We start from the raw sequence: 22,234 nt of genomic DNA, 5'->3' as shown, positions 1-22,234 counted from the left end.
AACGCCTCGACGCCATGACGCCGAGAGAGGCTCTCGACGAGCTACTCTCGGCGTCACTGACAGGCGGTGTTGCACCGACCACTTGAATCCACCCGCGGACTGTTCGCGGACATCTGTCGCTTTCGCGCCCGAGACGCGCGTGACGGCGGACGGGAGGCCCGTGGCGGGATCGCCACGGGCCTCCCGTCCGTCTCCTGGTCGCGCTGGGCGACGGGGCGCTACGCGCGGGACGGCAGCAGGTGGATGGCCTCCATCGCGAGCTCTGCCGCGATCGGGTCCTTCGCCAGGACGGCTGCCTTGAGCTTGTCGAGCTCGGGCAGGATCACTGCGGCCGGGATCAGCTCGGCGAGCTCGGGGACCCGGAGCTTGAAGGACAGCCCGTCGGTGGTCGACCGGCAGAGCTGCACGAGCGACGGGTTGCCGCAGGCGTCCGCCCACTGCGAGTAGATGTCGGCGCCGTTGCGGGCGACCTGGTCCTGCTCGTCGGCGCCGACCCGCGCGATGACGTCGTCGAGCATCTTCACGATCTTCTTGCGCTGCGGCTCGGTGAAGTTGGGCACCGCGAGGCGCACGACGCCCCCGTAGATGACGCCGAGCGTGCGGTAGGCGTCGAGGAGCTCGTCCTTCGTCGGGGCCGCCACCCGGGTGTAGCGGTTCGGTGCCATCTCGATCAGGCCGGCGCGGGCGAGTTCCGCGAGCGCCTCGCGGATCGGGGTGCGGGAGACCCCGAGCCACGCGATCAGGTCGTCGTCGTTGAGTCGCTCGCCGGGCTCCAGCGTGCCGTCCATGATCGCGTCGCGGATCTTGTCCTGCACGGTGTCACGGAGGAGTTTGCGCTCGGCGGCGGGCTGCGTCGAAGGAACTGGCATGCACCCAGCGTGTCACATGTGATGGTTCGCGCGCGAGAGGCGCGACGGCCACCAGGCCCGCCGACCGAGGTCGTACGCGATCGCCGGCACGAGCAGCGAACGGACGACGATCGTGTCGAGCAGGACGCCGAACGCCACGACGAACGCGATCTGCACGAGGAACAGGATCGGGATGACACCGAGGGCCGCGAACGTCGCCGCGAGCACCACGCCGGCCGAGGTGATCACCCCGCCGGTGACCCCGAGTCCGCGCAGGACCCCCTCGTGCGGACCGTGCCGCAGCGCCTCTTCCCGCACCCGTGTCATGAGGAAGATGTTGTAGTCCACCCCGAGCGCGACGAGGAACACGAACGAGTACAGCGGCACACTCGGGTCCGCACCGGGGAAGTGGAACACGTGGTCGAACACGAGCGCTCCGACGCCGAGTGCTGCGGCGAACGACACGATCACGCTGCCGATGAGCACGAGCGGGGCGACGACGCTGCGGAGCAGGAGCATCAGGATGAGCAGGATCACGACCAGCACCACGGGGATGATCAGCGTGCGGTCGCGGATCCCGGTGTCGTTCGTGTCGACGGCCGTCGCGGTGACGCCGCCGACGACCGCGCCGGGATCGACCCGTTCGACGGCGGTGCGGAGGTCACGGACCGTCTGCTCGGCGGCGTCGGAGTCGGCCGGGTCGGACAGCGTGGCCTCCAGCAGCACGTCGCCGCGCGACACCGTCGGAGCGGCGGCGGCGGCGTTCGAGGTCGGGTCGCCCGTCACGGGCACCGTGCCGGCCGGGGCGTCCTTCGCGGCAGCGACGACCCCGTCGACGCCGTCGACCCCCGTGACGGCGTCGACGAGTGCGTCGAGGTCGCGCTCCGACCCGATGACCTGCGCCGGGCTGCCGGAGCCGCCGGGGAAGTGGTCGGCCAGGACGTCCTGCCCGTCGCGTGCCTGCGAGGCCCCGATGACCAGGTCGCTCTGCGGGACCCCGTCGGCCTTGAGCCCGACCAGTCCCGTGCCCATCGCGAGCAGCCCGACGGTGCACACGATCCACACCACCCGGGAACGCTTGGCGACGAGCCGACCGACGCGAGCCCAGATGCCGCGCGCGTCCGGACCGGTGAGCACCGGGTGGGCGCTGCCGTACGCGGGACGGAGCGGCCAGAACGCGGCGCGACGGAACGCGAGCAGCAGGGCGGGCAGCAGCGACAGCGCGGCGAGCAGGCTGAACGCGATGCCGATCGCGGCGACGGGACCGAGCGCCTTGTTCGAGTTGAGGTCGGAGAGCAGCAGGCAGAGCACGCCCACGATGACGGTGCCGCCCGAGGCCAGGATCGGCTCGAGGCTCCCCCGCAGGGCCGCCTTCGTCGCACCCCAGCCCGTGCGGTGGTCGCGCAGCGCCTCGCGGAAGCGCGCCGTGTAGAGCAGGGCGTAGTCCGTCGCGGCGCCGATCACCAGGATCGACAGGATCCCCTGCACCTGGCCGTTCACGGTGACGATGTCGGCCTTGGCGAGCCACCACACCACGAGGATCGAGGCGCACAGGGCGAACGTCGCGGTGCCGAGCACGAGGATCGGCAGCAGCGGTGACCGGTAGACGATGATCAGGATCACGAAGACCGCGGCGAGCGCCACCCCGAGCAGCAGGCCGTCGATGCCGGCGAACGCCTCGGTCAGGTCGGCGGTGAACCCGGCGGGCCCGGTGACGTACCCGCTGACACCGCTGGGCCGGGCGTCGTCGACGTCGGCGCGGATCGCCTCGACCGCGTCACCGGTGTCGGCTGCCGTGGTGAGGGTCGCGACGATCTCGACCGCGTCGCCGTCCTCGCTCGGGATCACCGGGCTGACGGCTTCGACGTCGTCGCGGTCACCGAGCTGGGTCGCGAGGTCCTTCGCCGCGGTCAGGTCGGAGGACGACATGCCGCCGTCGCGCTCGAGCACGATGATCGCGGGTGCGCCCGACTCCTGGCGGAACTCCGACGACCGCTCCTGCACCTTCGTGGCGTCGGCCGACGCCGGCAGGAACGAGGTCTGGTCGTTCGTCGACACCTCGGAGATCTTGCCGAAGTACGGACCGCCGACGGAGGCGATCGCGAGCCAGACCACGATGACGAGCGCGGGGAGGACGATGCGGAGGAAGCGGGACACGACGGTGAGCGTACACCGGTCGTCAGCATGCTGATTACTAGACGGTCGCGACGCCGGTCGCGACGCTGGTCGCGACGCCGGTCGCGACACCGACCGCGACACCGACCGCGACAGCTGTCGACCGTAGACTGCGCCCATGGACGACACGACCGAGCAGTGGCCCCTCGGCCGGCTGTTGTCGGCCGCGGCACGCTCGGTCGAGCGGGACTGGGATGAACGCCTCCGCGCCATCGGGCTGCCGCACGCAGCCCTCATCGCGGTCGACATCCTGATCCGCACGGGCCCCACCGGTGCCGACACGATCGCCCGCACGGCACGGGTGCAACCGCAGACGATGTCACGGACCCTCGAGCGCATGGAGCGGGACGGCCTGGTCGAGCGCACCCCGCACCCCGACGACCGACGCCGGCGCCTCGTGACCGTGACCGATCACGGACGCCGAGCGTGGGAGACCGCTCGACACATCGAGCGCGAGGTCCTGCCGGACGACCCGGCACTGCGGACGGCACTCACGGAACTGCTCGGGAAGTCACGGCAACCCAGCAACTGACACGCTGTACCTGAAATACCAGATGCGGTACGATGGGTCGGTCGGTGGCACGCCGACGCGAACCCGTTGGAGTCCCGCATGTCCGAACGACGGGCGGCCCGCCTGGCCGCCGACACCGCCACCAGAAGCGGACGCCACCCGCGGCGCCGACGCCCGCTCCTCGTCGCACTGCTCGCGACGGTCGGCTCGCTGGTCGGCATCGCCACCGTGATCGCCGTCGTCGCGAGCATCTTCGTCGGCGGCCTGGCGCGCAGCTTCGACGCCCGCCACGACACGATCGCGAACCCGTTCCCGAGCGGGACCCGACCCGCTGCGTCCGGCGGCGAGAACATCCTGCTCATCGGGTCCGACTCACGAGCTGCACGCGGACCGGACGGCAAGCCATCCGGGGCCGGTGGCCGTTCGGACACCCTGATGCTCGCGCACGTCCCGGCCGACCGGCAGGCCGTGTACCTGATGTCGATCATGCGTGACTCGTGGGTCGACGTGCCGGGTCACGGGAGCGCCAAGATCAACGCCGCGTACGCGTGGGGCGGAGTCCCGCTCACCGTGCAGACCGTCGAGCAGCTGCTCGACGTCCGCATCGACCACGTCGCCGAGATCGACTTCACCGGGTTCAAGGACATGACCGACGCCCTCGGCGGTGTCACGGTCGACTCCGGGCAGGCGTTCGCCGCAGGCAAGCACGAGTTCGTCGCCGGCGCGAACCGGCTCGACGGCGACGCCGCACTCGCGTTCGTGCGCGAGCGGTACTCGTTCGCCGACGCGGACCACACCCGCGTGCTGAACCAGCAGGCGTTCATGCGCGGGGTCGTCGGCGGGCTGCTCTCCCGCGGCACGATCACGAACCCCGGGCGTATCCAGGACTTCGTGACCGCGACGAGCGAGCACCTGGCGGTCGATGCCGGACTGACCTTCCCGACCCTCGTCGGCCTCGGATGGTCGCTGCGCGACGTCCGGACCGACGACCTCAAGACGTTCACGGTGCCGACTGCGGGGTCCGGAACCTCGCCGGACGGGCAGTCCTACGTCACGCTCAACGACCTGGCGGTCGGCTCGCTGTCACAGGCGCTGCGGTCCGACGACGTCGCCGGTTGGCTGGCCGACAACCGGCAGTAGCGCCCGCAGGCTCCCACCACCGGTCACGCACGACGACGCCCCGCGACCGAGGTCGCGGGGCGTCGACGTGTTCGTCCGGTGGAACGATCAGGCGGGGAGCTGCAGCTCCTGGCCCGAGTAGATGAGGTTCGCGTCGTCGATGGTCGACGTGTTCGCGGCCCACAGCTTGTTCCAGCCACCGTCGATCTTGAGCTTGGTGGCGATGGTGTCGAGCGTGTCGCCCGAGGCGATCGTGTACGTCTTGCCGCTCGTCTTCACGGCGGCGGGCTTGCTCGGCGTGGTGGCTGCCGGTGCGGCCTCCTGCGCGGGTGCCGGAGCAGGAGCCGGGGTGCTCGGTGCGGCCTGCTCCGGGGCAGCGGGGGCCGGTGCGGCCTGCTGCGTCGGGGCCGGAGCAGCGGGGGCTGCCGGAGCCGGAGCAGCGGCGGCCGGTGCGGCACCGCTCGTGCCGCTCAGTCCGAGCTGGGCCGAGCAGGCAGGCCAGGCGCCCCAGCCCTGCGTGGCGAGGACACGCTCGGCGACGGCGATCTGGGCCTCGCGGCTCGCGCCGGCGGGGCTGCCGACGCCACCGTTGGCCTGCCAGGTGCCGAGGTTGAACTGCAGGCCGCCGTAGTAGCCGTTGCCGGTGTTGATGGCCCAGTTGCCGCCGGACTCGCACTGCGCGAGGGCGTCCCAGGTCGAGCCGGACGCAGCGTTCGCGGGGGTTGCCGCGAGGCCGACACCGGTCGCGGCGATGCCGGCGAACGCGAGGCCGCCGACGATGGTGCGGGTACGGGAAAGCTTCTTCATGTGATTGCTCCACCGGGGTCACGAGCCGCTTCGAACGCGGAATCCACTGCCCACCCCGACCGATCGCGGTCAGTTGTGGGGTGCGCCACCGGGGGCAGTGGTCATCGGGCCGGCGGCACCTCGGTCGGCAACCATAGGAAACTCTTCACCGTTATCAAACCGAGACAAACGGTTCTACCCGTTGGTGCTATGTACCCCGCACCAGAACCTGTACGCCTCGATGCCCATGGCCATGGTCATCGACCCGTACCCGGGTACGTCACCTTGGCAATTCCCTGGCAATGCCGGCCAGGAGGCCCGGATCACGCCCGCGACAGCAGCGTGACGGCCTCGAGATGGCCGGTCTGGGGGAACATGTCGAGCACACGAGCGCGGCGCAGCCGGAACGAGGGCATGCGCGCGAGGTCCTTCGCCAGGGTCACCGGGTTGCAGCTCGAGTAGACGACGTGCTGCACGTCGGACTCCTCGAGCCAGGTCGACAGCGCCTCGCCGATCCCACGTCGCGGCGGGTTCACCAGGACGAGCTCGGGCACGGTGTCGGGTCGGGCGCGGAGTGCGTGCTCGGTGGCGTCGTCGGCGGCGAACCGGAGCCCCTCGAGCCCGGCCTCGCGCGCGGACTGCTTCGCCGAACGGATCGCCTCGGCACTGGTCTCGATGCCCGTCACCGCTCGGCCCGGTCGCGCAGCGTGCAGGGCGAACCCGCCCACGCCGCAGTACAGGTCCCACATCGACGCCGGGTCGAGCTCGTCGATCCACGCCGAGGCCTGCGCGTACAGCTCGGTGGCGACGGCGGTGTTGGTCTGGAAGAAGCTCTGCGGCCGCAGGTGCATCGTGATCCCGCCGAGGCGCATCGGCAGCGTCTCCTGCTCGGTGAGCACGATCTCCCGGTCACCCTCGGTCACGGCCTTGTGCTCGGGAAGCAGGTTCACCGTGACGACCACCACGTTCGGCAGGGCGTCGCGCAGCACATCGAGGTACTGCCGGATCCGAGCCACCTGCCCTTCGGACCGCAGGACGAACCGCACCATGAGTTCGCCGTCGGGCGACTCGGTGACCAGGACGTACTTCAGCTCGCCGCGTCGGGCAGCGACGTCGTACGGGATCAACCCCGCGGTCTGGACGAAGTCGGCGAGCAGGGGCAGCGCGTGTCGGATACCGGGCGTGCAGATCCCGCAGTGCCGCAGGTCGACGCCGCGCTGCCGGTGGTCGAGGATGCCGACGGTCGGGTGCTCCGTCGAACCGCCGACCACCATCTTCGCCTTGTTCCGGTACCCGGACTCGGGGCTCGTGATCGCCGGTGACCACGTGACGGCTCCGGGGCCGCCAGCCGCCTCGACGGCGTCGTGCAGGAGTTCGCGGGTGCGGAGCTCCTTGTCGAGGACCTGGTCGGAGTAGGGCTGCCCCATGAGCGTGCAGGACCGGCACACCCCACGGTCGAAGTAGTCGCACTGCATGGCCGAGTCAGGATACGGCAGCGTCCCGCGTCGTCGTGGCGATCCGGTAGACCGACGTCGTCGCCGTCAGGAACAGCGTCGTGCCGTCGTCGCCGCCGAAGCACAGGTTCGACGTCACCTCGGGGACGGCCACCTCGCCGATCCGCTCGCCGGAGGGGTCGAACACGACGACGCCGCGGTGCGACGACGACCACACGTTGCCGTGCTCGTCGACCCGGATGCCGTCCGGTGCGCCCTCGCCCGGCTCGAGTCGCGCGAACACCCGGCCGTTCTTCAGCAGGTCGCCGCCGTCACCGCCGCGGTCGTAGGCGCGGATGACCGGTTCGTCCCCCGACGAGCTCGCGATGTAGAGGACCTGCTCGGACGGGTCGAAGGCGAGTCCGTTCGGCTCGTCGACGTCGGTCGCGACGGGGCGCAGGTCCTCGCCGGACGGTCCGCAGCGGAACGTCCAGTGGTCGCCGTACTCGCGCACGCCGGGGTGGCCTTCGCGCGGCTGGGTGATGCCGTAGGCCGGGTCGGTGAACCACACGCTGCCGTCCCGCGCGACGACGACGTCGTTCGGCGAATTGAACCGCACGCCGGCCCAGGCGTCGACGATCGGCGTGACGACGCCGTCGCGGTCGCGCTCCACCCGCCGGAGTCCGTGCGAGCACTGGACGACACTGCCGTCGCGGTCGAGCGTCCGGCCGTTGGTGAACTCGACGCCCTCGGCGTACGTGGAGGTCTCGCCGGAGTCGGCGTGCCACTGCAGGACCCGGTCGCCGGGGATGTCCGACCAGCGCAGGGTACGGGACGCCGGGATCCAGCAGGGTCCTTCGGCCCACGTGCTGCCGGTAGCGATGCGCTCGAGCGCGTCAGGGTCCGGTACGAGGTCGTCGAGCAGCACGGGTTCTCCTTCGAACGGTGTCCCCACCCTACGTTCGTCAGGCCGCAGCCGCCGCCTCGCTGCGTCGTCGCACGGCCTTCTCGATCGCCGAGATCGCGAGGCCGAGCAGGATCGACGCCACGACCGCGAGGGTCGTGACGAGGAAGGGCTGCTCGCGGCTCCAGCGCCCGGTGGCCGCCGCGATGCCGACGCAGTACGCGGCCCACACGACGTCGGCGAGCACGCAGCTGACCAGGAACCGCCGAACGTCGAGCCCGCTGTCCGCGCCGACCAGGTTCGTCGTCAGCCGGCCCATCGGGATGAAGCGTCCGAGCACCGCGATGCGCCCGGGAGCGGCACGGTAGCGGCCGTCGATGGCGTCCCGGGCCTTGCGGACCTTCGGACGCGCGAACCACGACCTCGAGCCGAGGTCGACCGAGCGCGCCAGGTGGTACAGCCCGAGGTCGCCGAGGACCATGCCGATCGAGGCCGCGACGACGAGGACGAGGACCGGCAGGAGGCCGCCGTCACCACCCACCAGGAGCGTGCCGACCGCGACGACGAGCGCCTGGCTGGGGAGGAAGACCGCGACACTGCCGACGGCGAGCACGAGGCCGACCACGACGAACGTCCACGGGGTGCCGATGAGCTGGACGACCAGGTCCTGTGCTGCGTCCACGCTCACCCTCCACGGGCGCCGGAGGAGCGCACCGGACTCCATCTTCCCAGGTCGGCGGAGCACCGCTCACGTGCGCTCGACGATCGCCCGCATCGCCGCGGCCGCGTCGTCCGGGTGGCCGTCGACGACGGCACCGGCGAGCGCGAGGTGGAGGCCGACGTCGTGCCGGTCCGGGCGGATGCTCCCGCGTTCGCGCAGCACCTGGCCCACGACGCGGTGCAGCCGTCGGTACAGCGCGTTGTCGGACAGGTCGAGCACGAGCGCGTGGAGCCGCACGTCCGCGGCCACGAAGTCGAGGCGGTCGTCGCGGGCCGCTGCGGCCGCGAGCTCGTCCGCGGTGGTGCGGAGCGCCTCCCGTCGGTCCGCGCACTCATCGAGGGGCGCCCGCCGGGCTGCTGCGGCGGCTGCGGCGGGTTCGACCGCCGCGCGGAGTTCGCGGAGCTCGACCGCCACGCGGTCACCGTCCGGACCCCGGAGGCGCCACCGCACGACCCGCGGATCCAGGACGTCCCACTCCAGCACGCCGAGGACGGTCACGCCGACCCGGCGCCGCGCGGTGAGCAGCCCGAGGGCGACGAGGACGCGGACGGCCTCGCGGACGATGCTGCGACTGGCCCCGGTCGACGCCACCAGGTCGTCGATGCTCCGGCGGCTGCCCACGGCGATGGCGCCGGAGACGACGTCGGCACCGATCTGGTCGAGGACGCGGTCGAACGTGCTGGTCACCGCTGGGACACCGGGCTGACCACGAGTTCGTCGACGCGCATGTACGACGGCGCCTCGAGCACGAACGACACCGCGCGGGCGATGTCCTCCGGCTGCAGCATCACCGATCGTGCGGCGGCGTCGGGCACCGACGGCCGCTGGTCGAGGAAGTCGGTCGCGACGTCACCGGGGCACAGGTGCGTCGCCCGGACCCCGTGGTGTGCCTCCTGCTGGTTGAGGCTCCGGACGACCGAACCGAGCGCGGTCTTCGAGGCGGAGTACGCGACGCCGGCGCCGGGCTGGAAGGACCACCCGGCGTAGGACGACACCACGACGACCACGCCGCCGGACTCGCGGAGCGCAGGCAGTGCGGCGTCGACGACCGCGACCACCGCGGTGAGGTTCGTGTCGACGATCGCGCGGAAGTCCGGCAACGACTGGTCGTCCCACCGGCGCCGCGGCGCGTTCAGCCCGGCGGCGAGCACGACCGCGTCGAGTCGTCCGAACCGCTCGAGCACGGTGTCCCGCGCAGACGCGACGGCAGCGGGATCGGCAGCGTCGAGGGGCAGGACCGCCGCCGTGCCGCCGGAGGCCGTGATCGTCGCCGCGACCTGCTCGAGCCGGTCCACGCGCCGCCCGCTCAGGACCACCGTCCACCCGTCGCGCGCAGCGGCCTCGGCACTCGCGGCCCCCATGCCGCTGCCGCCGCCGGTGACCCAGAGCACCCGTTGCTTCGCCATGCTGCAATAGTATGCCTATTGCAGCAACCGACGACAGGAGCAACGATGCACCTCGACCTGACCGACCGTGTGGTGGTCGTGACCGGCGCAGCACGCGGGATCGGACGCACGCTCGCCGATCGCTTCGTCGCCGAGGGGTGCCGCGTGGTCGCCCTCGACCTGGCCTTCGAACCCGACTTCCCGCTCGACCACGTCGTGTGCAACGTCGCCGACCCGGATTCGGTCCGGGCCGCCGTCGACGAGGTCGTCACCCGGCACGGCACGATCGACGTGCTCGTGAACAACGCCGGCATCAACGTCGAGGGCACCGTCGCCGAGCTGCAGTGGGATGCCTGGCGCCGGTGCATGGACGTCAACCTCGGCGGCACCTTCCTGATGAGCCAGGCCGTCGCGCCGGTGATGCAGGCCGCGGGGCGGGGGCGGATCATCAACGCCGCCTCGTTCGCCGCGATCGTCCCGAGTGTCGGCAGCGCTGCCTACGCGGCGTCCAAGGCCGCGGTCGTCTCGTTCACCCGGGTGCTGGCGTCGGAGCTCGGCCCGTGGGGCATCACCGTCAACGCGTACGCGCCGGGCATGGTCCCGACGGCGATGAACGGGTTCGCGACCATGCCGGCCGAGGCCCAGGACCGCCTGCTCGACACCCTGTCGCTGCGCCGGTGGGAGACCGCGGACGACGTCGCAGACCTGCTCGTCTTCGTGGCGAGCGACGCCTCGGGCTACGTCACCGGCACCCTGCTCGACGTCTCCGGCGGCAAGCTCGCGACACAGATCCCGGCACGCGCGCACGGCCGCTGAGGGTTCAGCGCAGCATCCGCTCCAGGAGCGCGCGCAGCTGCTGCCGGTCCCGCTCCGGCAACCGGGCGGTGAGCGGCAGCAGTGCATCGCGGATCGCGCCCTCGAGCGAGCGCGCCACCTCGAGACCGGCGTCGGTGATCACGACGTCCACCGCGCGGGCGTCGTCCGCGTTCGGATGCCGTGCGAGCAGTCCCTTCTTCTCCGCGCGCGCCACCAAGCCGGTCATCGTCGACTTCTCGAGCCCCAGGTACTGCGCCAGGTCACCGATCCGCAGACGACGGTCACGCAGGATCGCGAGGACCCGCAGCTGTGTCAGTGACAGCCCGGCATCGGCCGCGAGCCCGGTCAGCGGCCCCATCGTCCGGAACGCGGCCTCGCCCAGGGCATCGACGAGCTGCTCGTCCTCGGTCATCTCAGGCACGGCTCCAGCCTAGTTGACGAACTTCGTGATGCGAACTACTTTGTTCGTAACACGAAGCAATGGAGGACACCATGCACGCAGCAGTCGTCACCGAGTTCGGCCGCGCCCCGACCTGGCAGGAGTTCGACGAACCGACTCCCGGACCCGGCGAGGTCGTCGTCGACGTCGTCGCGGCCGGTCTCCACCCGCGGGTCCGCTCGCAGGCCGACGGTTCGCACTACACCAGCGAGGGCGCGCTCCCCCTCGTCCCCGGCGTCGACGGCGTCGCCCGGTTCCCCGACGGCACGCTCCGCTACGTCGCCGTCGCGAGCGACACCCGCGGCACCATGGCCGAGCGCGTCGCGGTCGACCCGCGGGCGAGCGTCGTCCTGCCCGACGGTGCCGACCCGGTCACCGTGGCCGCCGGCGTGAACCCGGTGCTGTCGTCGTGGGTGGCCCTGCGCCGGCGGATCGACTTCGCCCCGGGCAGCCGCGTCCTCGTGCTCGGCGCGACCGGCGCCTCCGGCACCGCGGCGGTGCAGGTGGCGAAGCACCTCGGTGCCGCACACGTCGTCGCGAGCGGTCGCAACCCGGAGCGGCTGGCGGCGCTCACCGCCCTCGGCGCCGACGTCGTGCTGCCGCTGACCGACGTCGACGCCCTCGGCGCAGCGGCAGCCGACGTCGACGTGGTCATCGACTACGTCTGGGGCCAGCCCGCGGCCGACGTGATGCGCGCCGTCGTCACCGCCCGCACCGACCCGGGCCGCCGACTCGACTGGATCGCGATCGGTGCCACCGCGGGCCACGAGGCGACGATCCCGTCCGCGGCACTGCGCGCCTCGGGCCTGACGATCGTCGGCAGCGGGCAGGGCTCGGTCGGTCGCGCCGGGTTCGTCGCCGAGCTCCCGGGCATCGTCGGTGCGATCGCGGACGGCACCGTCCGGGTGGACGCGACGGCCGTGCGGTTGGCGGACGTCGAGGCGACGTGGGCCGGACAGCCCGCCGGGAGCACGGGCAGAGTGGTGTTCACAGTGTGAACCGAGCGCGAGCAGGCTGTCCGGTCGCACAGGTTCTCCACATCCCACTCTTCGTAGGCTGTGAGGGCCCAGTGAGCCGGACTGCAGCCCGACCCCGAGGAGGTGCCCGATGGTCCTCGTCCTCGTCGCGTTCGCGATCGTCGCCCTGATCGTCCCCGCCCTGACCCCCGTCCTCGGCCGCCGCGTGTTCTACGTGGCCGCCCTCGCGCCCGCAGCCGCCGCCGTGCTGACGGTGCTGCAGACGGACGCGGCCCTGCACGGCAGCGTCGTCGAACGGCACCGGTGGGTCCCGCAGCTCGACCTCGAGATCACGCTGCGGATGGACGCCCTGTCGTGGGTGCTCGCGCTCGTGGTGTCGATCGTCGGGGCCCTCGTGCTCGTCTACTGCGCCTCGTACTTCGGGCGCGACGAACCGGGGATCGGCCGGTTCGCGGGCGTGCTGACCGCGTTCGCCGGGTCGATGTTCGGGCTCGTCCTCGCCGACGACGTCATCGTGCTCTTCGTCCTGTGGGAAGCCACCACGGTCTTCTCCTACCTGCTCATCGGACACGACGCCGACAAGCGTGCGAGCCGTGCGGCCGCGATGCAGGCCCTCGTCGTCACCACCGCCGGCGGTCTGGCGATGCTTGCCGGTCTGGTCATGCTGTCGGTCACGGCGGGCACGACCTCGCTCTCCGGCATCATCGCCGCCCCGCCGACCGGACCGATCGTCACCGTCTCGGTGGTCCTCGTCCTGCTCGGCGCGCTGACGAAGTCGGCGATCGTGCCGTTCCACTTCTGGTTGCCCGCGGCCATGGCAGCTCCGACCCCGGTCAGCGCGTACCTGCACGCCGCAGCGATGGTGAAGGCCGGCATCTACCTCGTCGCCCGGCTCGCTCCGGCGTTCGCACTGCTCGACGGCTGGCGCGAGACGATCACCGTGCTCGGTGTCCTCGGCATGCTCATCGGTGGCTACCGGGCGCTCCGCCAGACCGACCTCAAGCTCCTGCTCGCCTACGGCACCGTCGCGCAGCTCGGGTTCCTCGTGCTCGCCGCCGGGTGGGGCGCGCCCGCGGTGGCGCTCGGCGGGGTCGCCCTGCTCGTGGCGCACGCCGCGTTCAAGTCCACGCTCTTCCTGGTGGTCGGTGCGATCGACCACACCACCGGCACCCGCGACCTCGGGCGCCTGAGCGGCCTCGGCCGGAAGGCACCGTGGCTGGCCGTCGTGGCCGCCCTCGCGCTCGTGTCGATGGCCGGCATCCCGCCGACGATCGGCTTCGTCGCGAAGGAAGCCGTGCTGACCGGCTTCACCGAATCGCTGCACGGACCCGACGCCGGCTGGGCCTGGTTCGCCCTCGTCGGTGTGACGCTCGGCTCGGTGCTCACCGTGGCGTACTCGCTCCGCTTCTTCTGGGGAGCGTTCGCCCGCAAGCCCGACGTCGCCCAGACGGAACCGCACGCCCTGCACGGCCTGGGTGTGGTGCCGTCGATCCTGGCGCTGACCGGTCTCGCCCTCGGCCTGCTGACCCCGGTCGTCGCGCACGGCATCGAGCCCGCCGCGACGGCGGCCTCGCTCCCCGGCGAGGAAGTCCCCCACCTCGCGCTCTGGCACGGCCTCGAACCGGCGCTCGGCATCTCGGCCGTCACCCTGGTCGGCGGTCTCGCACTGTTCGCCCTCCGACGTCCGGTCGAGGCGCTGCAGCACCAGCTCGCCGGGTTCCCGAGCGCCTCGGGTACCTACCGGCACCTCATGCGCGGCCTCGACCGGTTCGCGACGGGCCTGACCGCCGGTGTCCAGCGGGGTTCGCTCCCCTACTACCTGACGGTGATCCTGTCGGTGTTCGTGGCGGGTGCGCTCGCGAACCTCGTGCTCGGCGGGCCGTGGGAGTTCCACGTCCGGTTCTCCGACTCGTGGGGGCAGATCCCGGTCGTCATCGTGATGTCCGTCGGCGCCATCGCCGTCCTCACCGCGAAGACCCGGTTCGCCGCCGCCGTGTTGGTGGGCGTGACCGGCTACGGCATGTCCGTCCTGTTCGTCCTGCACGGTGCGGTCGACCTCGCGCTCACGCAACTCGTGGTCGAGACCGTCACCCTCATCGCGTTCGTCCTGGTGCTCCGGCGGCTCCCCCCGCGCATCGCGACGACGAACCCGAGCCGGTTCCGCATCGTCCGTGCGCTCTTCGCAGGGCTGGCCGGCCTCACGCTGGCGATCGTCGTCATCGTCGCCGCCTCGGCACGCACCGCCGACCCGATCTGGCCGGACCTGCCGGCACTCACGAGCTCGTTCGGGCACGGCCTCAACGTCGTGAACGTCGCCCTCGTCGACCTGCGCGGCTGGGACACCCTCGGTGAGCTCACCGTCGTCGTCGCCGCGGCCACGGGAGTCGCGAGCCTCATCTTCGTGAACTCCCGCGAGGACACGCTGCCCCGGCTCCGTGACCTGCCGGAGAAGCTGACGGCGGACGGCCAGCGCACCGACGGCGAGCCGCGCGCCTGGCTGCCGACGAGCGCCGCCATCCCGACCGGCCGCTCGGCACTCCTCGACGTCGTGGTCCGACTGCTGTTCCACGGGCTCATCGTCCTGTCGGTCTACCTGCTGTTCGCCGGGCACAACGCGGCCGGCGGCGGCTTCGCCGGTGGCCTCGTCGCCGGCATCGCGCTGGCGGCCCGGTACCTGGCGGGTGGCCCGGCCGAACTCGGCGCCGCCGCCCCGGTCCGTGCCGGTCGACTGCTCGGACTCGGTGTCGCGACGGCGGCGATCACCGCGATCGTGCCGCTGTTCTTCGGCCGCGAAGCGCTGTACTCCGAGTTCTTCGAGGCGACCGTCCCGATCCTCGGTCACGTCGAGTTCGTCACGGCCACGTTCTTCGACATCGGCGTGTACCTGGTCGTCGTCGGCCTGGTGCTCGACGTCCTCCGCAGCCTCGGCGCCGAGGTGGACCGGCAACGCCTCGAGGATGCCGGGGCGCCCACCCGCGACACCACCGAGGGGTCGGTCCGCGACACCCTCGAGGCACCCACCCCGGAAGGGAGCGCCACATGACCGTCACCCTCGTCCTCGTGATCGCGATGGCCGTGCTGTTCTCCTGCGGCGTCTACCTGCTGCTCGAACGGTCCCTGACCCGGATGCTGCTCGGCTTCCTGCTGCTCGGCAACGCCCTGAACCTGCTCCTGCTGGTGATGTCCGGCGCCGCCGGCAACCCGCCGATCGGCAAGTCCGCCGAGGGCATCACCGACCCGCTCCCCCAGGCCTTCGCCCTGACCGCGATCGTCATCACCTTCGCCGTCAGCGCGTTCCTGCTCGCCCTCATCCACCGCTCGTGGCAGCTGTCCCGTGCCGACGAGGTCGAGGTCGACGAAGCGGACGTCGCCATCGGCCGCACGCGCGACGACCCCGACGACGACCCGGAAGCCGACTTCGACCCGAAGTCCCCCGAGGACGCCGACGATCCGCACGAACACCAACCGCACCAGGACGGAGTGAACCGATGACCTGGCTCGTCCCGCTCCTCGTCCTCGTCCCGCTGCTCGGCGCAGCCGTCGCACTCGGCCTCCTGCGGCACCAGAAGCTCCAGCGAGCGATCACCGTCGTGGTGCTCGTCGTCGCACTCGCCGTCGCCGCAACCCTCATGGTGCTCGTCGACCACCACGGCACCATCGTCGTGCAGGTCGGCGGGTGGGACGCCCCGTACGGCATCTCGCTGGTGGTCGACCGCCTGAGCGCCCTGCTCCTCACGGTGAGCGCCAGCGTGCTGCTCATCGTCCTGCTGTTCTCGATCGGCCAGGGGCTCGCAGCCGACGACGGTGAAGCTCCGGTCACGATCTTCTACCCGACCTACCTCGTGCTGGCCGCGGGCGTGCTCGACTCGTTCATCGCCGGCGACCTGTTCAACCTGTACGTGGCGTTCGAGATGCTGCTCGTGGCGAGCTACGTGCTCATCACCCTGGGCGGCAGCGAGCAGCGGGTCCGGGCCGGCACCACGTACATCGTCACGAGCCTGATCGCGTCGGCGATCTTCCTCGCCGCGATCGGCCTGGTGTACGGCGCGACCGGCACGGTCAACATCGCCCAGATCAGCGAGCGCGTCGCCGATCTGCCCGAGCACGTGCAGCTGCTCCTGCACACGATGCTGCTCATCGGCTTCGGCATCAAGGCGGCGGTCTTCCCGCTGGCGTTCTGGCTGCCGGACTCGTACCCGACCGCCCCGGCCCCGGTCACGGCCGTCTTCGCCGGCCTGCTGACGAAGGTCGGCATCTACGCGATCATCCGCCTCGAGACGGTCATCTTCCCCGGGCCGCAGTTGAACAACGTGCTGCTCGTGGTGGCGGTGTTGACGATGGTCGTCGGGGTGCTCGGTGCGGTGTCCCAGACCGACGTCAAGCGCCTGCTGTCCTTCACCCTCATCAGCCACATCGGCTTCATGGTGATGGGTGTCGGGCTCGGGACGGTCGCGGGGACGGCGGCCGCGGTGTTCTACACGGTGCACCACATCGTCGTGCAGACCACGTTGTTCCTGGTGTCCGGCCTGATGGAACGCGTCGGGGGGACCACGTCGACCCGGTCGCTCGGCGGGTTGTTGAAGGCCGCGCCACTGCTGGCCGCGCTGTACCTGATCCCGGCGTTCAACCTGGGCGGCATCCCGCCGTTCTCCGGCTTCATCGGCAAGCTCGGGCTGTTCCGCGCCGCCGCCGAGGACGGCTCCCCGTTGGCGTACGTCACGATCGCCGCCGGCGTGGTCACGTCGCTCCTCACGCTGTACGCGCTGATGCGCGTGTGGGACGCCGCCTTCTGGCGGCCGAAGCCCGCGGCCGAGGCCGCGGCGCCGCACGCGACGACCGCCGAACCGCACGCAGCCCTGCGGTCGCCGGAACCCGCCCCCTTGACCGTCTCCGAGGAGACGGGTGAGGCCTTCCACCCAGGAGGCTCGGTGACGGTCACCGACGCACCCCACGCGAGCAGTGCCTCCCGTCCGACCACCGGGTCGACCGAGGCGGTCGGCGAAGCGCCGACCAAGGTCCGGCTGCCGCGCATGCTCGTCGGCGTGACGACGGTCGCGGTCCTCGGATCCGTCGCCCTCACCGTGGTCGCCGGCCCGCTCTACGGGTACGCGAGCCGCGCAGCGGAGTCGCTCGAGTCGCCGGACCGGTACGTGCAGGCCGTCCTCGGAGGTGACCGGTGAACACCGACACCCGACACGTCGCGAACGCCCGCCGCATCGCGGTGGCGTGGCGGTACGACGTCCCGCTCGTCGCCGGACTGACCGTCCTGTGGGCCCTGCTCTGGGGCTCGTGGACGCCACTGACCCTGCTCTGCGGCATCGTGGTGGCGCTCCTGGTCACCCAGGCGCTGCCGCTCCCGCCGGTCCCGCTGTCGGCCCGGTTCTCGATCGTGCACGCCGTCCGGTTCCTCGTGGTGTGGTCCGGACTCGTCATCACGGCATCGTTCCGGGTCGCCTGGGTCGCGTTCCGCCCGCGGGGCGTCCGCCGCAGCTCCATCACGCTCGTGCAGCTGCACTCCACCGCCGAGATGACCTTCACGCTGGCGACCCTCGCGATCTCGCTGGTGCCCGGCTCGTACGTCGCCGACGTCGACCTCCGCCGTCGGCGCCTGCTGCTGCACGTGCTCGACACCGAGCGGGTCGAACAGGTCGAGGCCGCCCGTCGCGAGGCCCTCGGCATCGAGGCCATGGTCATCCGTGCCCTCGGTTCGAAGCAGGACGTCTCCGAACTGTCCGAACCGCTGCCGGAGGTCACCCGATGAGCGCCGCCGTCGTCGTCATGGGGATCGGCATCGCCCTGGTCCTGGCCCTGCTCGGCGCCACCCTCGCGCTCGCGGTGTTCCGGATCGTGCGCGGCCCGACGATCCTCGACCGGATGATCGGATCGGACATGGTCCTGACGACCGTGCTCGTGGTGATCGCGGCGTCGATGGTGGTCCGGCGCGACCTGACCGGGATCCCCGTGCTCGTGGTGATCGCGGCGACGAGCGTGTTCGCGACCGTCGCCGTGGCCCGAGCGGTCACGCCGTCGTCGGACCCGTCGGACGAGGGCCTGAGCGTCACCACCCCCGAGCACGCCGCCGAAGCAGAGGAGCAGTCGTGACCGAGATGATCCAGGCGTTCCTCGACGGCGCCGGCGTGCGGGCGTGGATCGCGCTCGCCCTGCTGCTCATCGGCTCGCTGCTGTCCCTCGGCGCCGGGGTCGGCATCGTGCGCTTCCCGGACCCGCTCGTCCGCCTGCACGCCATGGCGAAGCCGCAGGTGCTCGGGCTGGCGTTCGGGCTGGCCGCGATCGTCGTCGCGGTGGGGACCTGGACGGCGTTCTGGGTCGTCCTGCCCATCATGGTGTTCCAGCTGTTCCTGGTGCCCGTCTCGACGCACATGATCGCGCGCGCCGGGCTGCGTGCCGACGACTACCGGCATGAGGACCTGTTGGTCGACGACACCGAGTCCTGATCGTCAGGCGGCGGTACGGCGCAGCAGCAGCAGGTTGACGACGGCCGCGAGCACGACGACCGCTGCCGAGGCCGCGGGGAGCACCATCGCGACGGACGTGCCGTGCTGCTCGGCCAGGTCGCCGGTGATGGCGGAGGCGATCGACTGCCCGACGATCACGGCGGATCCGAGGATCGTCATCGTGGTCGCGGACCGGCCGACCGGTGAACGGTCCGAACCGAGGCTGTACTGGGCGACGAGGGTCGGGCCGATGCCGACGCCCATGATCGCCAGGACGATGCCGACCGCCATGACGGAGTCGGCCTGCGAGAACGCGATCGCGCCGCCGAGCAGGACGACACCGAACACGAGCCAGCGCCAGCCGAGGCCGAACGACCGCGGGAACGCTGCGGACCCGAGGGCGAGTCCGGCCGAACCGATGCCCATCAGGCCGTAGAGCAGGCCGGCCTGGGACGCCTCGCCGTGGGTCTCCATGAACGCCGTCAGCGACGTCAGCGTCGAGCCGAAGAACAAGCCGATGCCGAGGATCCCGACGACCACGACGACGAGCCGCGGACGCAGGAGCTGGCGCGCCGGGGCCTGGGTCAGTTCCTCGTGCTGCCCGAGCACGAGCTTGCCGGTGGGGTGCAGCGCGAAGGCGGTCACGAACACGAAGGTCAGGGCCGAGGCGCCGGCGACCGCGACCCAGGGGGCGATCGCGCTGGCGAGGATGCCGACCAGGAACGGGCCGATGATGAAGACGGTCTCGTCGGCGGCGGACTCGTACGCCATCGTGCCGCTGAGGGTCTTCTCGCGGCGGGCCGGTCTCATGCGCTGCGCGATGATGGCGACGAGCCGGGTCCGGGACATCGGCGCGACCTGGGGCGCGGACGCCCCGATGCAGAACGCCATCGCGAGCACGGCGAGGTCCGGCGCGCTGCCGCTGACGACGAAGGGGAACGCGCCGAGCAGCGCCGCGTTGGCGAGGCCGACGGGGACGAGCACGGCACGCTGGCCGAACCGGTCCGCGGCGGCGCCGACCATCGGTCCGAACACCGCGGCACCGATGCCGACCGAGGCGGAGTTGACGCCACCGAGGGCGACGGAGTCACGCGCGGCCACGACGAGGGTGAGGACCCCGACGACCATCATGGCGAACGGCAGGCGGGCGATGAACGCCACCGGGAAGTACCAGCGTCCGGCGAGGGAGACGAGCGAGGCGTCTCCGGCGGTCGCGGTGTCCGTGCGCTCCGGGGCGGGCGCAGACGGGGTGGGACTGGTGTGGAGCATGGGGGTGTGCCTTCTCGGCCCGGCCCGGTTCGGTGGGGGCGGACCCATCGGGTGCCGCCGTTGTCCGCCGGGGAGCCGGCGGCCGGTAGATACACACTGCGTGTTTCAGAACTGCGCCCATCGTACCAACCGTTCCGGTCGGGGCCAGGGGTAATGCTTCGTCACCGGACCGTCCTGCGGCCCGCACGGCCCATATCGTGGCGCGCATGGAACAGCGACGCATGGGGCGCACGGGGGCGCCCGTCAGCTCGCTGACGCTGGGGACGCGTGCCGTCGCCGGCGTCGCGGCCCACGACCCGTCGGCCGGTGTGACCCTCGTGCTCGAGGCACTCACCCGCGGCGTGACGTCGGTCGACGTCTCGGACGCCGACGGCGCGGGCCTGGCCGAGACCGCTGTGGGCGCGGCGATCGCCGGACGGCGCGAGGACGTGTTCCTGTCGGTGCGGTTCGGAGCCCCGGTCGACCAGGACCCGGCGCACCGGGGCAACGGGCGGCGGTGGATGTTCCGTGCCGTGGAGCGGAGCCTGCAGCGACTCGGCACCGACGTCATCGACCTGTACCAGCCGGCACTGCCGGACCCGGCGACGTCGCTCGACGAGACGCTCGACGCCCTCGCCGACCTGGTCGCACAGGGCAAGATCCGCGCGTTCGGCCTCCCCGGGTTCCCGGCCGAGGAGCTCGTCGAGGCGCAGTGGCTCCGGTCCGGGTCGAAGAGCGCCACCGCGACGCACGTGCCCTACTCGATCCTCACCCGCACGGCGGAGCGCACGGTGTTCCCGGTCGCCCGCCGCTTCGGTCTCGGGGTCTTGGCCGGAGCACCCCTCGCCGGCGGCTGGCTCGCGGGCACCTACCGCAACGGCACCGTCCAACCACGCTCACCGCACGTCGACGAGCACCCGGACGCGTACGACATCGGCGCCCCGCGGAACCGTCGGAAGCTCGAGGTGGCCGACCGGCTCGGACGCCTGGCCGACGACTCCGGCTTCACGGTGTCGGAGCTCGCGGTCGCCTTCGCCCTGACCCACCCGGACGTGTCCTCGGTGGTGATCGGGCCGCGCACCGTGTCGCACGTCGACGCCTACGTGCAGGCCTCCGAGATCGTCCTCGACGACGGGCTGCTCGACGCGATCGACGCGATCGTCGCGCCGGGCACCCACGTGCTCGAGCGGGACACCGGGTTCGCGCTGCCGGCGCTCAGCCGCGAGCGACTCCGCGGTCGCACCCCGGTGGGCGCCGGACCGAACCGCTCGTAGGTCCGCGGTCAGGAGACCTCGCCGGCACGCGCTCCCGCCCACAGGTCGACGTCGGTGATGCCGACGGAGTGCTCGTCGATGGTGCGGAGCTCCTCGTCGGTGAACGAGGTGTTCGCCAGCGCCGCGACGTTGTCCTCGAGCTGCGACACCTTCGACGCCCCGATCACGAGCGAGGTCACCCGCTCGTCACGGAGCGCCCAGGCCAGGGCGAGCTGCGCCAGGGACTGTCCACGAGCCGCGGCGACGTCGTTCAGCGCTCGGAGGTGCCCGACGACCTCCGGGGTGATGCTCGAGGCGTCGAGCGACTTGCCGGCGGCGGCTCGGGAATCAGACGGCACCCCGTCCAGGTACTTACCGGTGAGCAGGCCCTGGGCGAGCGCGGTGAACCCGATCACGCCGAAGCCCAGCTCGCCGGCGGCGTCGAGCAGCCCCTCGGTCTCGATCCAGCGGTTGAGCATCGAGTACGACGGCTGGTGGATGAGGAGCGGGGTGCCGAGGTCGCGCAGGATCGCGGCGGCCTGGCGGCTGCGTTCCGCGTCGTACGACGAGATGCCGACGTACAGCGCCTTGCCCTGCTGGACCGCCGTGTGCAGCGCGCCCATCGTCTCCTCGAGCGGGGTCGAGGCGTCGAGTCGGTGCGAGTAGAAGACGTCGACGTAGTCCAGGCCGGTCCGCTGCAGGGACTGGTCGAGCGAGGCGAGCACGTACTTCCGCGAACCGCCGCCCTGCCCGTACGGCCCCGGCCACATGTCCCACCCGGCCTTGGTCGACACGACCATCTCGTCGCGGTACGGCCGGAAGTCCTCACGCATCAGGCGCCCGAAGTTCACCTCGGCGGCTCCGTACGGCGGGCCGTAGTTGTTCGCGAGGTCGTGGTGCGTGATGCCGAGGTCGAAGGCCCGACGGCTGATCGCGCGCTGCGTCTCGAACGGCACGTCGTCACCGAAGTTGTGCCAGTACCCCAGGGAGAGCAGCGGCAGGTCGAGGCCGGAGCGGCCGGTGCGGCGGTACGTCATCGAGTCGTAGCGGTCGTCGCTGGCGATGTAGGTCATGGTCCGAGCCTGCCACCAGCGCCATCGGACGAGCGCAACGAGCGCGACGAGCGTGATCGGGTGCACGATCGACGCACCGACACGGAAGGCC

At 71.7% G+C, this 22,234-nt stretch carries 22 protein-coding genes; 11 read left to right on the top strand and 11 right to left on the bottom strand.

All coding sequences use genetic code 11. The features are described from left to right. Positions 1–218: 218 nt before the first annotated feature. The gene (locus EDF53_RS16875; protein ID WP_123294620.1) at positions 219–869 is read right to left on the bottom strand and encodes a GntR family transcriptional regulator; all 651 of its coding nucleotides are present in this window, start codon (positions 867–869) and stop codon (positions 219–221) included. 12 nt (positions 870–881) lie between these two features. Further along, positions 882–3,005 carry an efflux RND transporter permease subunit gene (locus EDF53_RS16870; RefSeq protein WP_123294619.1) on the bottom strand — a complete coding sequence of 708 codons (2,124 nt, stop codon included), beginning with the start codon at positions 3,003–3,005 and terminating at the stop codon, positions 882–884. A 136-nt stretch (positions 3,006–3,141) separates the two neighbouring features. Here EDF53_RS16870 and EDF53_RS16865 point away from each other — a divergent pair, with 136 nt between their 5' ends. Beyond that, complete coding sequence (locus tag EDF53_RS16865) at positions 3,142–3,555, top strand: MarR family winged helix-turn-helix transcriptional regulator (protein ID WP_123294618.1); 414 nt, start codon at positions 3,142–3,144, stop codon at positions 3,553–3,555. Between the two features lie 78 nt (positions 3,556–3,633). Then, on the top strand, positions 3,634–4,674 hold the full coding sequence (locus EDF53_RS16860) for an LCP family protein (RefSeq protein ID WP_123294617.1): 1,041 nt from the start codon (positions 3,634–3,636) through the stop codon (positions 4,672–4,674). A gap of 87 nt (positions 4,675–4,761) precedes the next feature. Here EDF53_RS16860 and EDF53_RS19785 read toward each other — a convergent pair whose 3' ends face one another. From EDF53_RS19785 to EDF53_RS16830, 6 genes are all read right to left on the bottom strand, one after another. Then, entirely contained in the window at positions 4,762–5,460 is a 699-nt protein-coding gene (locus EDF53_RS19785) for a transglycosylase family protein (protein ID WP_123294616.1), read from the bottom strand. Between the two features lie 302 nt (positions 5,461–5,762). Then, entirely contained in the window at positions 5,763–6,914 is a 1,152-nt protein-coding gene (gene rlmC, locus EDF53_RS16850) for a 23S rRNA (uracil(747)-C(5))-methyltransferase RlmC (RefSeq protein WP_123294615.1), read from the bottom strand. A gap of 7 nt (positions 6,915–6,921) precedes the next feature. Then, positions 6,922–7,797 carry an SMP-30/gluconolactonase/LRE family protein gene (locus EDF53_RS16845; protein WP_216834957.1) on the bottom strand — a complete coding sequence of 292 codons (876 nt, stop codon included), beginning with the start codon at positions 7,795–7,797 and terminating at the stop codon, positions 6,922–6,924. A gap of 40 nt (positions 7,798–7,837) precedes the next feature. Beyond that, positions 7,838–8,458, bottom strand: coding sequence for a DedA family protein (locus EDF53_RS16840; RefSeq protein WP_165901140.1), 621 nt, complete (start codon positions 8,456–8,458; stop codon positions 7,838–7,840). Between the two features lie 66 nt (positions 8,459–8,524). Further along, positions 8,525–9,184 (bottom strand): FadR/GntR family transcriptional regulator, encoded by a 660-nt coding sequence (locus EDF53_RS16835; protein ID WP_123294612.1) that lies wholly within the window; start codon positions 9,182–9,184, stop codon positions 8,525–8,527. Next, positions 9,181–9,903 carry an SDR family oxidoreductase gene (locus tag EDF53_RS16830; protein WP_123294611.1) on the bottom strand — a complete coding sequence of 241 codons (723 nt, stop codon included), beginning with the start codon at positions 9,901–9,903 and terminating at the stop codon, positions 9,181–9,183. Before EDF53_RS16830 ends, EDF53_RS16835 begins: the two co-directional genes overlap by 4 nt. Positions 9,904–9,948: 45 nt before the next feature. On the opposite strand from EDF53_RS16830, the gene EDF53_RS16825 reads away from it, so the two are divergent. After that, complete coding sequence (locus EDF53_RS16825; RefSeq protein ID WP_123294610.1) at positions 9,949–10,698, top strand: SDR family NAD(P)-dependent oxidoreductase; 750 nt, start codon at positions 9,949–9,951, stop codon at positions 10,696–10,698. Between the two features lie 4 nt (positions 10,699–10,702). Here EDF53_RS16825 and EDF53_RS16820 read toward each other — a convergent pair whose 3' ends face one another. Continuing rightward, the gene (locus EDF53_RS16820; RefSeq protein WP_123294609.1) at positions 10,703–11,110 is read right to left on the bottom strand and encodes a MarR family winged helix-turn-helix transcriptional regulator; all 408 of its coding nucleotides are present in this window, start codon (positions 11,108–11,110) and stop codon (positions 10,703–10,705) included. Between the two features lie 80 nt (positions 11,111–11,190). Here EDF53_RS16820 and EDF53_RS16815 point away from each other — a divergent pair, with 80 nt between their 5' ends. The 7 genes from EDF53_RS16815 to EDF53_RS16785 all read left to right on the top strand — a co-directional run bounded on the left by EDF53_RS16815 (position 11,191) and on the right by EDF53_RS16785 (position 18,569). After that, complete coding sequence (locus EDF53_RS16815; protein ID WP_123294640.1) at positions 11,191–12,135, top strand: zinc-binding alcohol dehydrogenase family protein; 945 nt, start codon at positions 11,191–11,193, stop codon at positions 12,133–12,135. 109 nt (positions 12,136–12,244) lie between these two features. Beyond that, positions 12,245–15,157: a Na+/H+ antiporter subunit A gene (locus EDF53_RS16810; RefSeq protein ID WP_123294608.1), complete on the top strand. Its 2,913-nt coding sequence runs from the start codon at positions 12,245–12,247 to the stop codon at positions 15,155–15,157. Next, positions 15,154–15,606 carry a Na(+)/H(+) antiporter subunit C gene (locus tag EDF53_RS16805; protein ID WP_243648937.1) on the top strand — a complete coding sequence of 151 codons (453 nt, stop codon included), beginning with the start codon at positions 15,154–15,156 and terminating at the stop codon, positions 15,604–15,606. Before EDF53_RS16810 ends, EDF53_RS16805 begins: the two co-directional genes overlap by 4 nt. After that, positions 15,603–17,294 carry a Na+/H+ antiporter subunit D gene (locus tag EDF53_RS16800; RefSeq protein WP_123294607.1) on the top strand — a complete coding sequence of 564 codons (1,692 nt, stop codon included), beginning with the start codon at positions 15,603–15,605 and terminating at the stop codon, positions 17,292–17,294. The genes EDF53_RS16805 and EDF53_RS16800 overlap by 4 nt, the downstream gene beginning before the upstream one ends. Next, the gene (locus EDF53_RS16795; protein ID WP_123294606.1) at positions 17,291–17,875 is read left to right on the top strand and encodes a Na+/H+ antiporter subunit E; all 585 of its coding nucleotides are present in this window, start codon (positions 17,291–17,293) and stop codon (positions 17,873–17,875) included. The genes EDF53_RS16800 and EDF53_RS16795 overlap by 4 nt, the downstream gene beginning before the upstream one ends. Next, the gene (locus EDF53_RS16790; protein ID WP_123294605.1) at positions 17,872–18,216 is read left to right on the top strand and encodes a sodium:proton antiporter; all 345 of its coding nucleotides are present in this window, start codon (positions 17,872–17,874) and stop codon (positions 18,214–18,216) included. Before EDF53_RS16795 ends, EDF53_RS16790 begins: the two co-directional genes overlap by 4 nt. Positions 18,217–18,221: 5 nt before the next feature. Then, positions 18,222–18,569, top strand: coding sequence for a monovalent cation/H(+) antiporter subunit G (locus tag EDF53_RS16785; protein ID WP_243648940.1), 348 nt, complete (start codon positions 18,222–18,224; stop codon positions 18,567–18,569). A 3-nt stretch (positions 18,570–18,572) separates the two neighbouring features. Here EDF53_RS16785 and EDF53_RS16780 read toward each other — a convergent pair whose 3' ends face one another. Beyond that, the gene (locus tag EDF53_RS16780) at positions 18,573–19,838 is read right to left on the bottom strand and encodes an MFS transporter (protein ID WP_123294603.1); all 1,266 of its coding nucleotides are present in this window, start codon (positions 19,836–19,838) and stop codon (positions 18,573–18,575) included. A 206-nt stretch (positions 19,839–20,044) separates the two neighbouring features. On the opposite strand from EDF53_RS16780, the gene EDF53_RS16775 reads away from it, so the two are divergent. After that, positions 20,045–21,091 carry an aldo/keto reductase gene (locus EDF53_RS16775; protein ID WP_123294602.1) on the top strand — a complete coding sequence of 349 codons (1,047 nt, stop codon included), beginning with the start codon at positions 20,045–20,047 and terminating at the stop codon, positions 21,089–21,091. An 8-nt stretch (positions 21,092–21,099) separates the two neighbouring features. Here EDF53_RS16775 and mgrA read toward each other — a convergent pair whose 3' ends face one another. Further along, positions 21,100–22,143, bottom strand: coding sequence for an L-glyceraldehyde 3-phosphate reductase (gene mgrA, locus EDF53_RS16770; protein WP_123294639.1), 1,044 nt, complete (start codon positions 22,141–22,143; stop codon positions 21,100–21,102). Positions 22,144–22,234: the final 91 nt, after the last annotated feature.

Source organism: Curtobacterium sp. PhB78 (assembly GCF_003751685.1).
Taxonomy (GTDB): Bacteria; Actinomycetota; Actinomycetes; order Actinomycetales; family Microbacteriaceae; genus Curtobacterium.
Note: the sequence above shows the minus strand (reverse complement) of the source record. Positions and strands in the feature narration are given on the sequence as shown.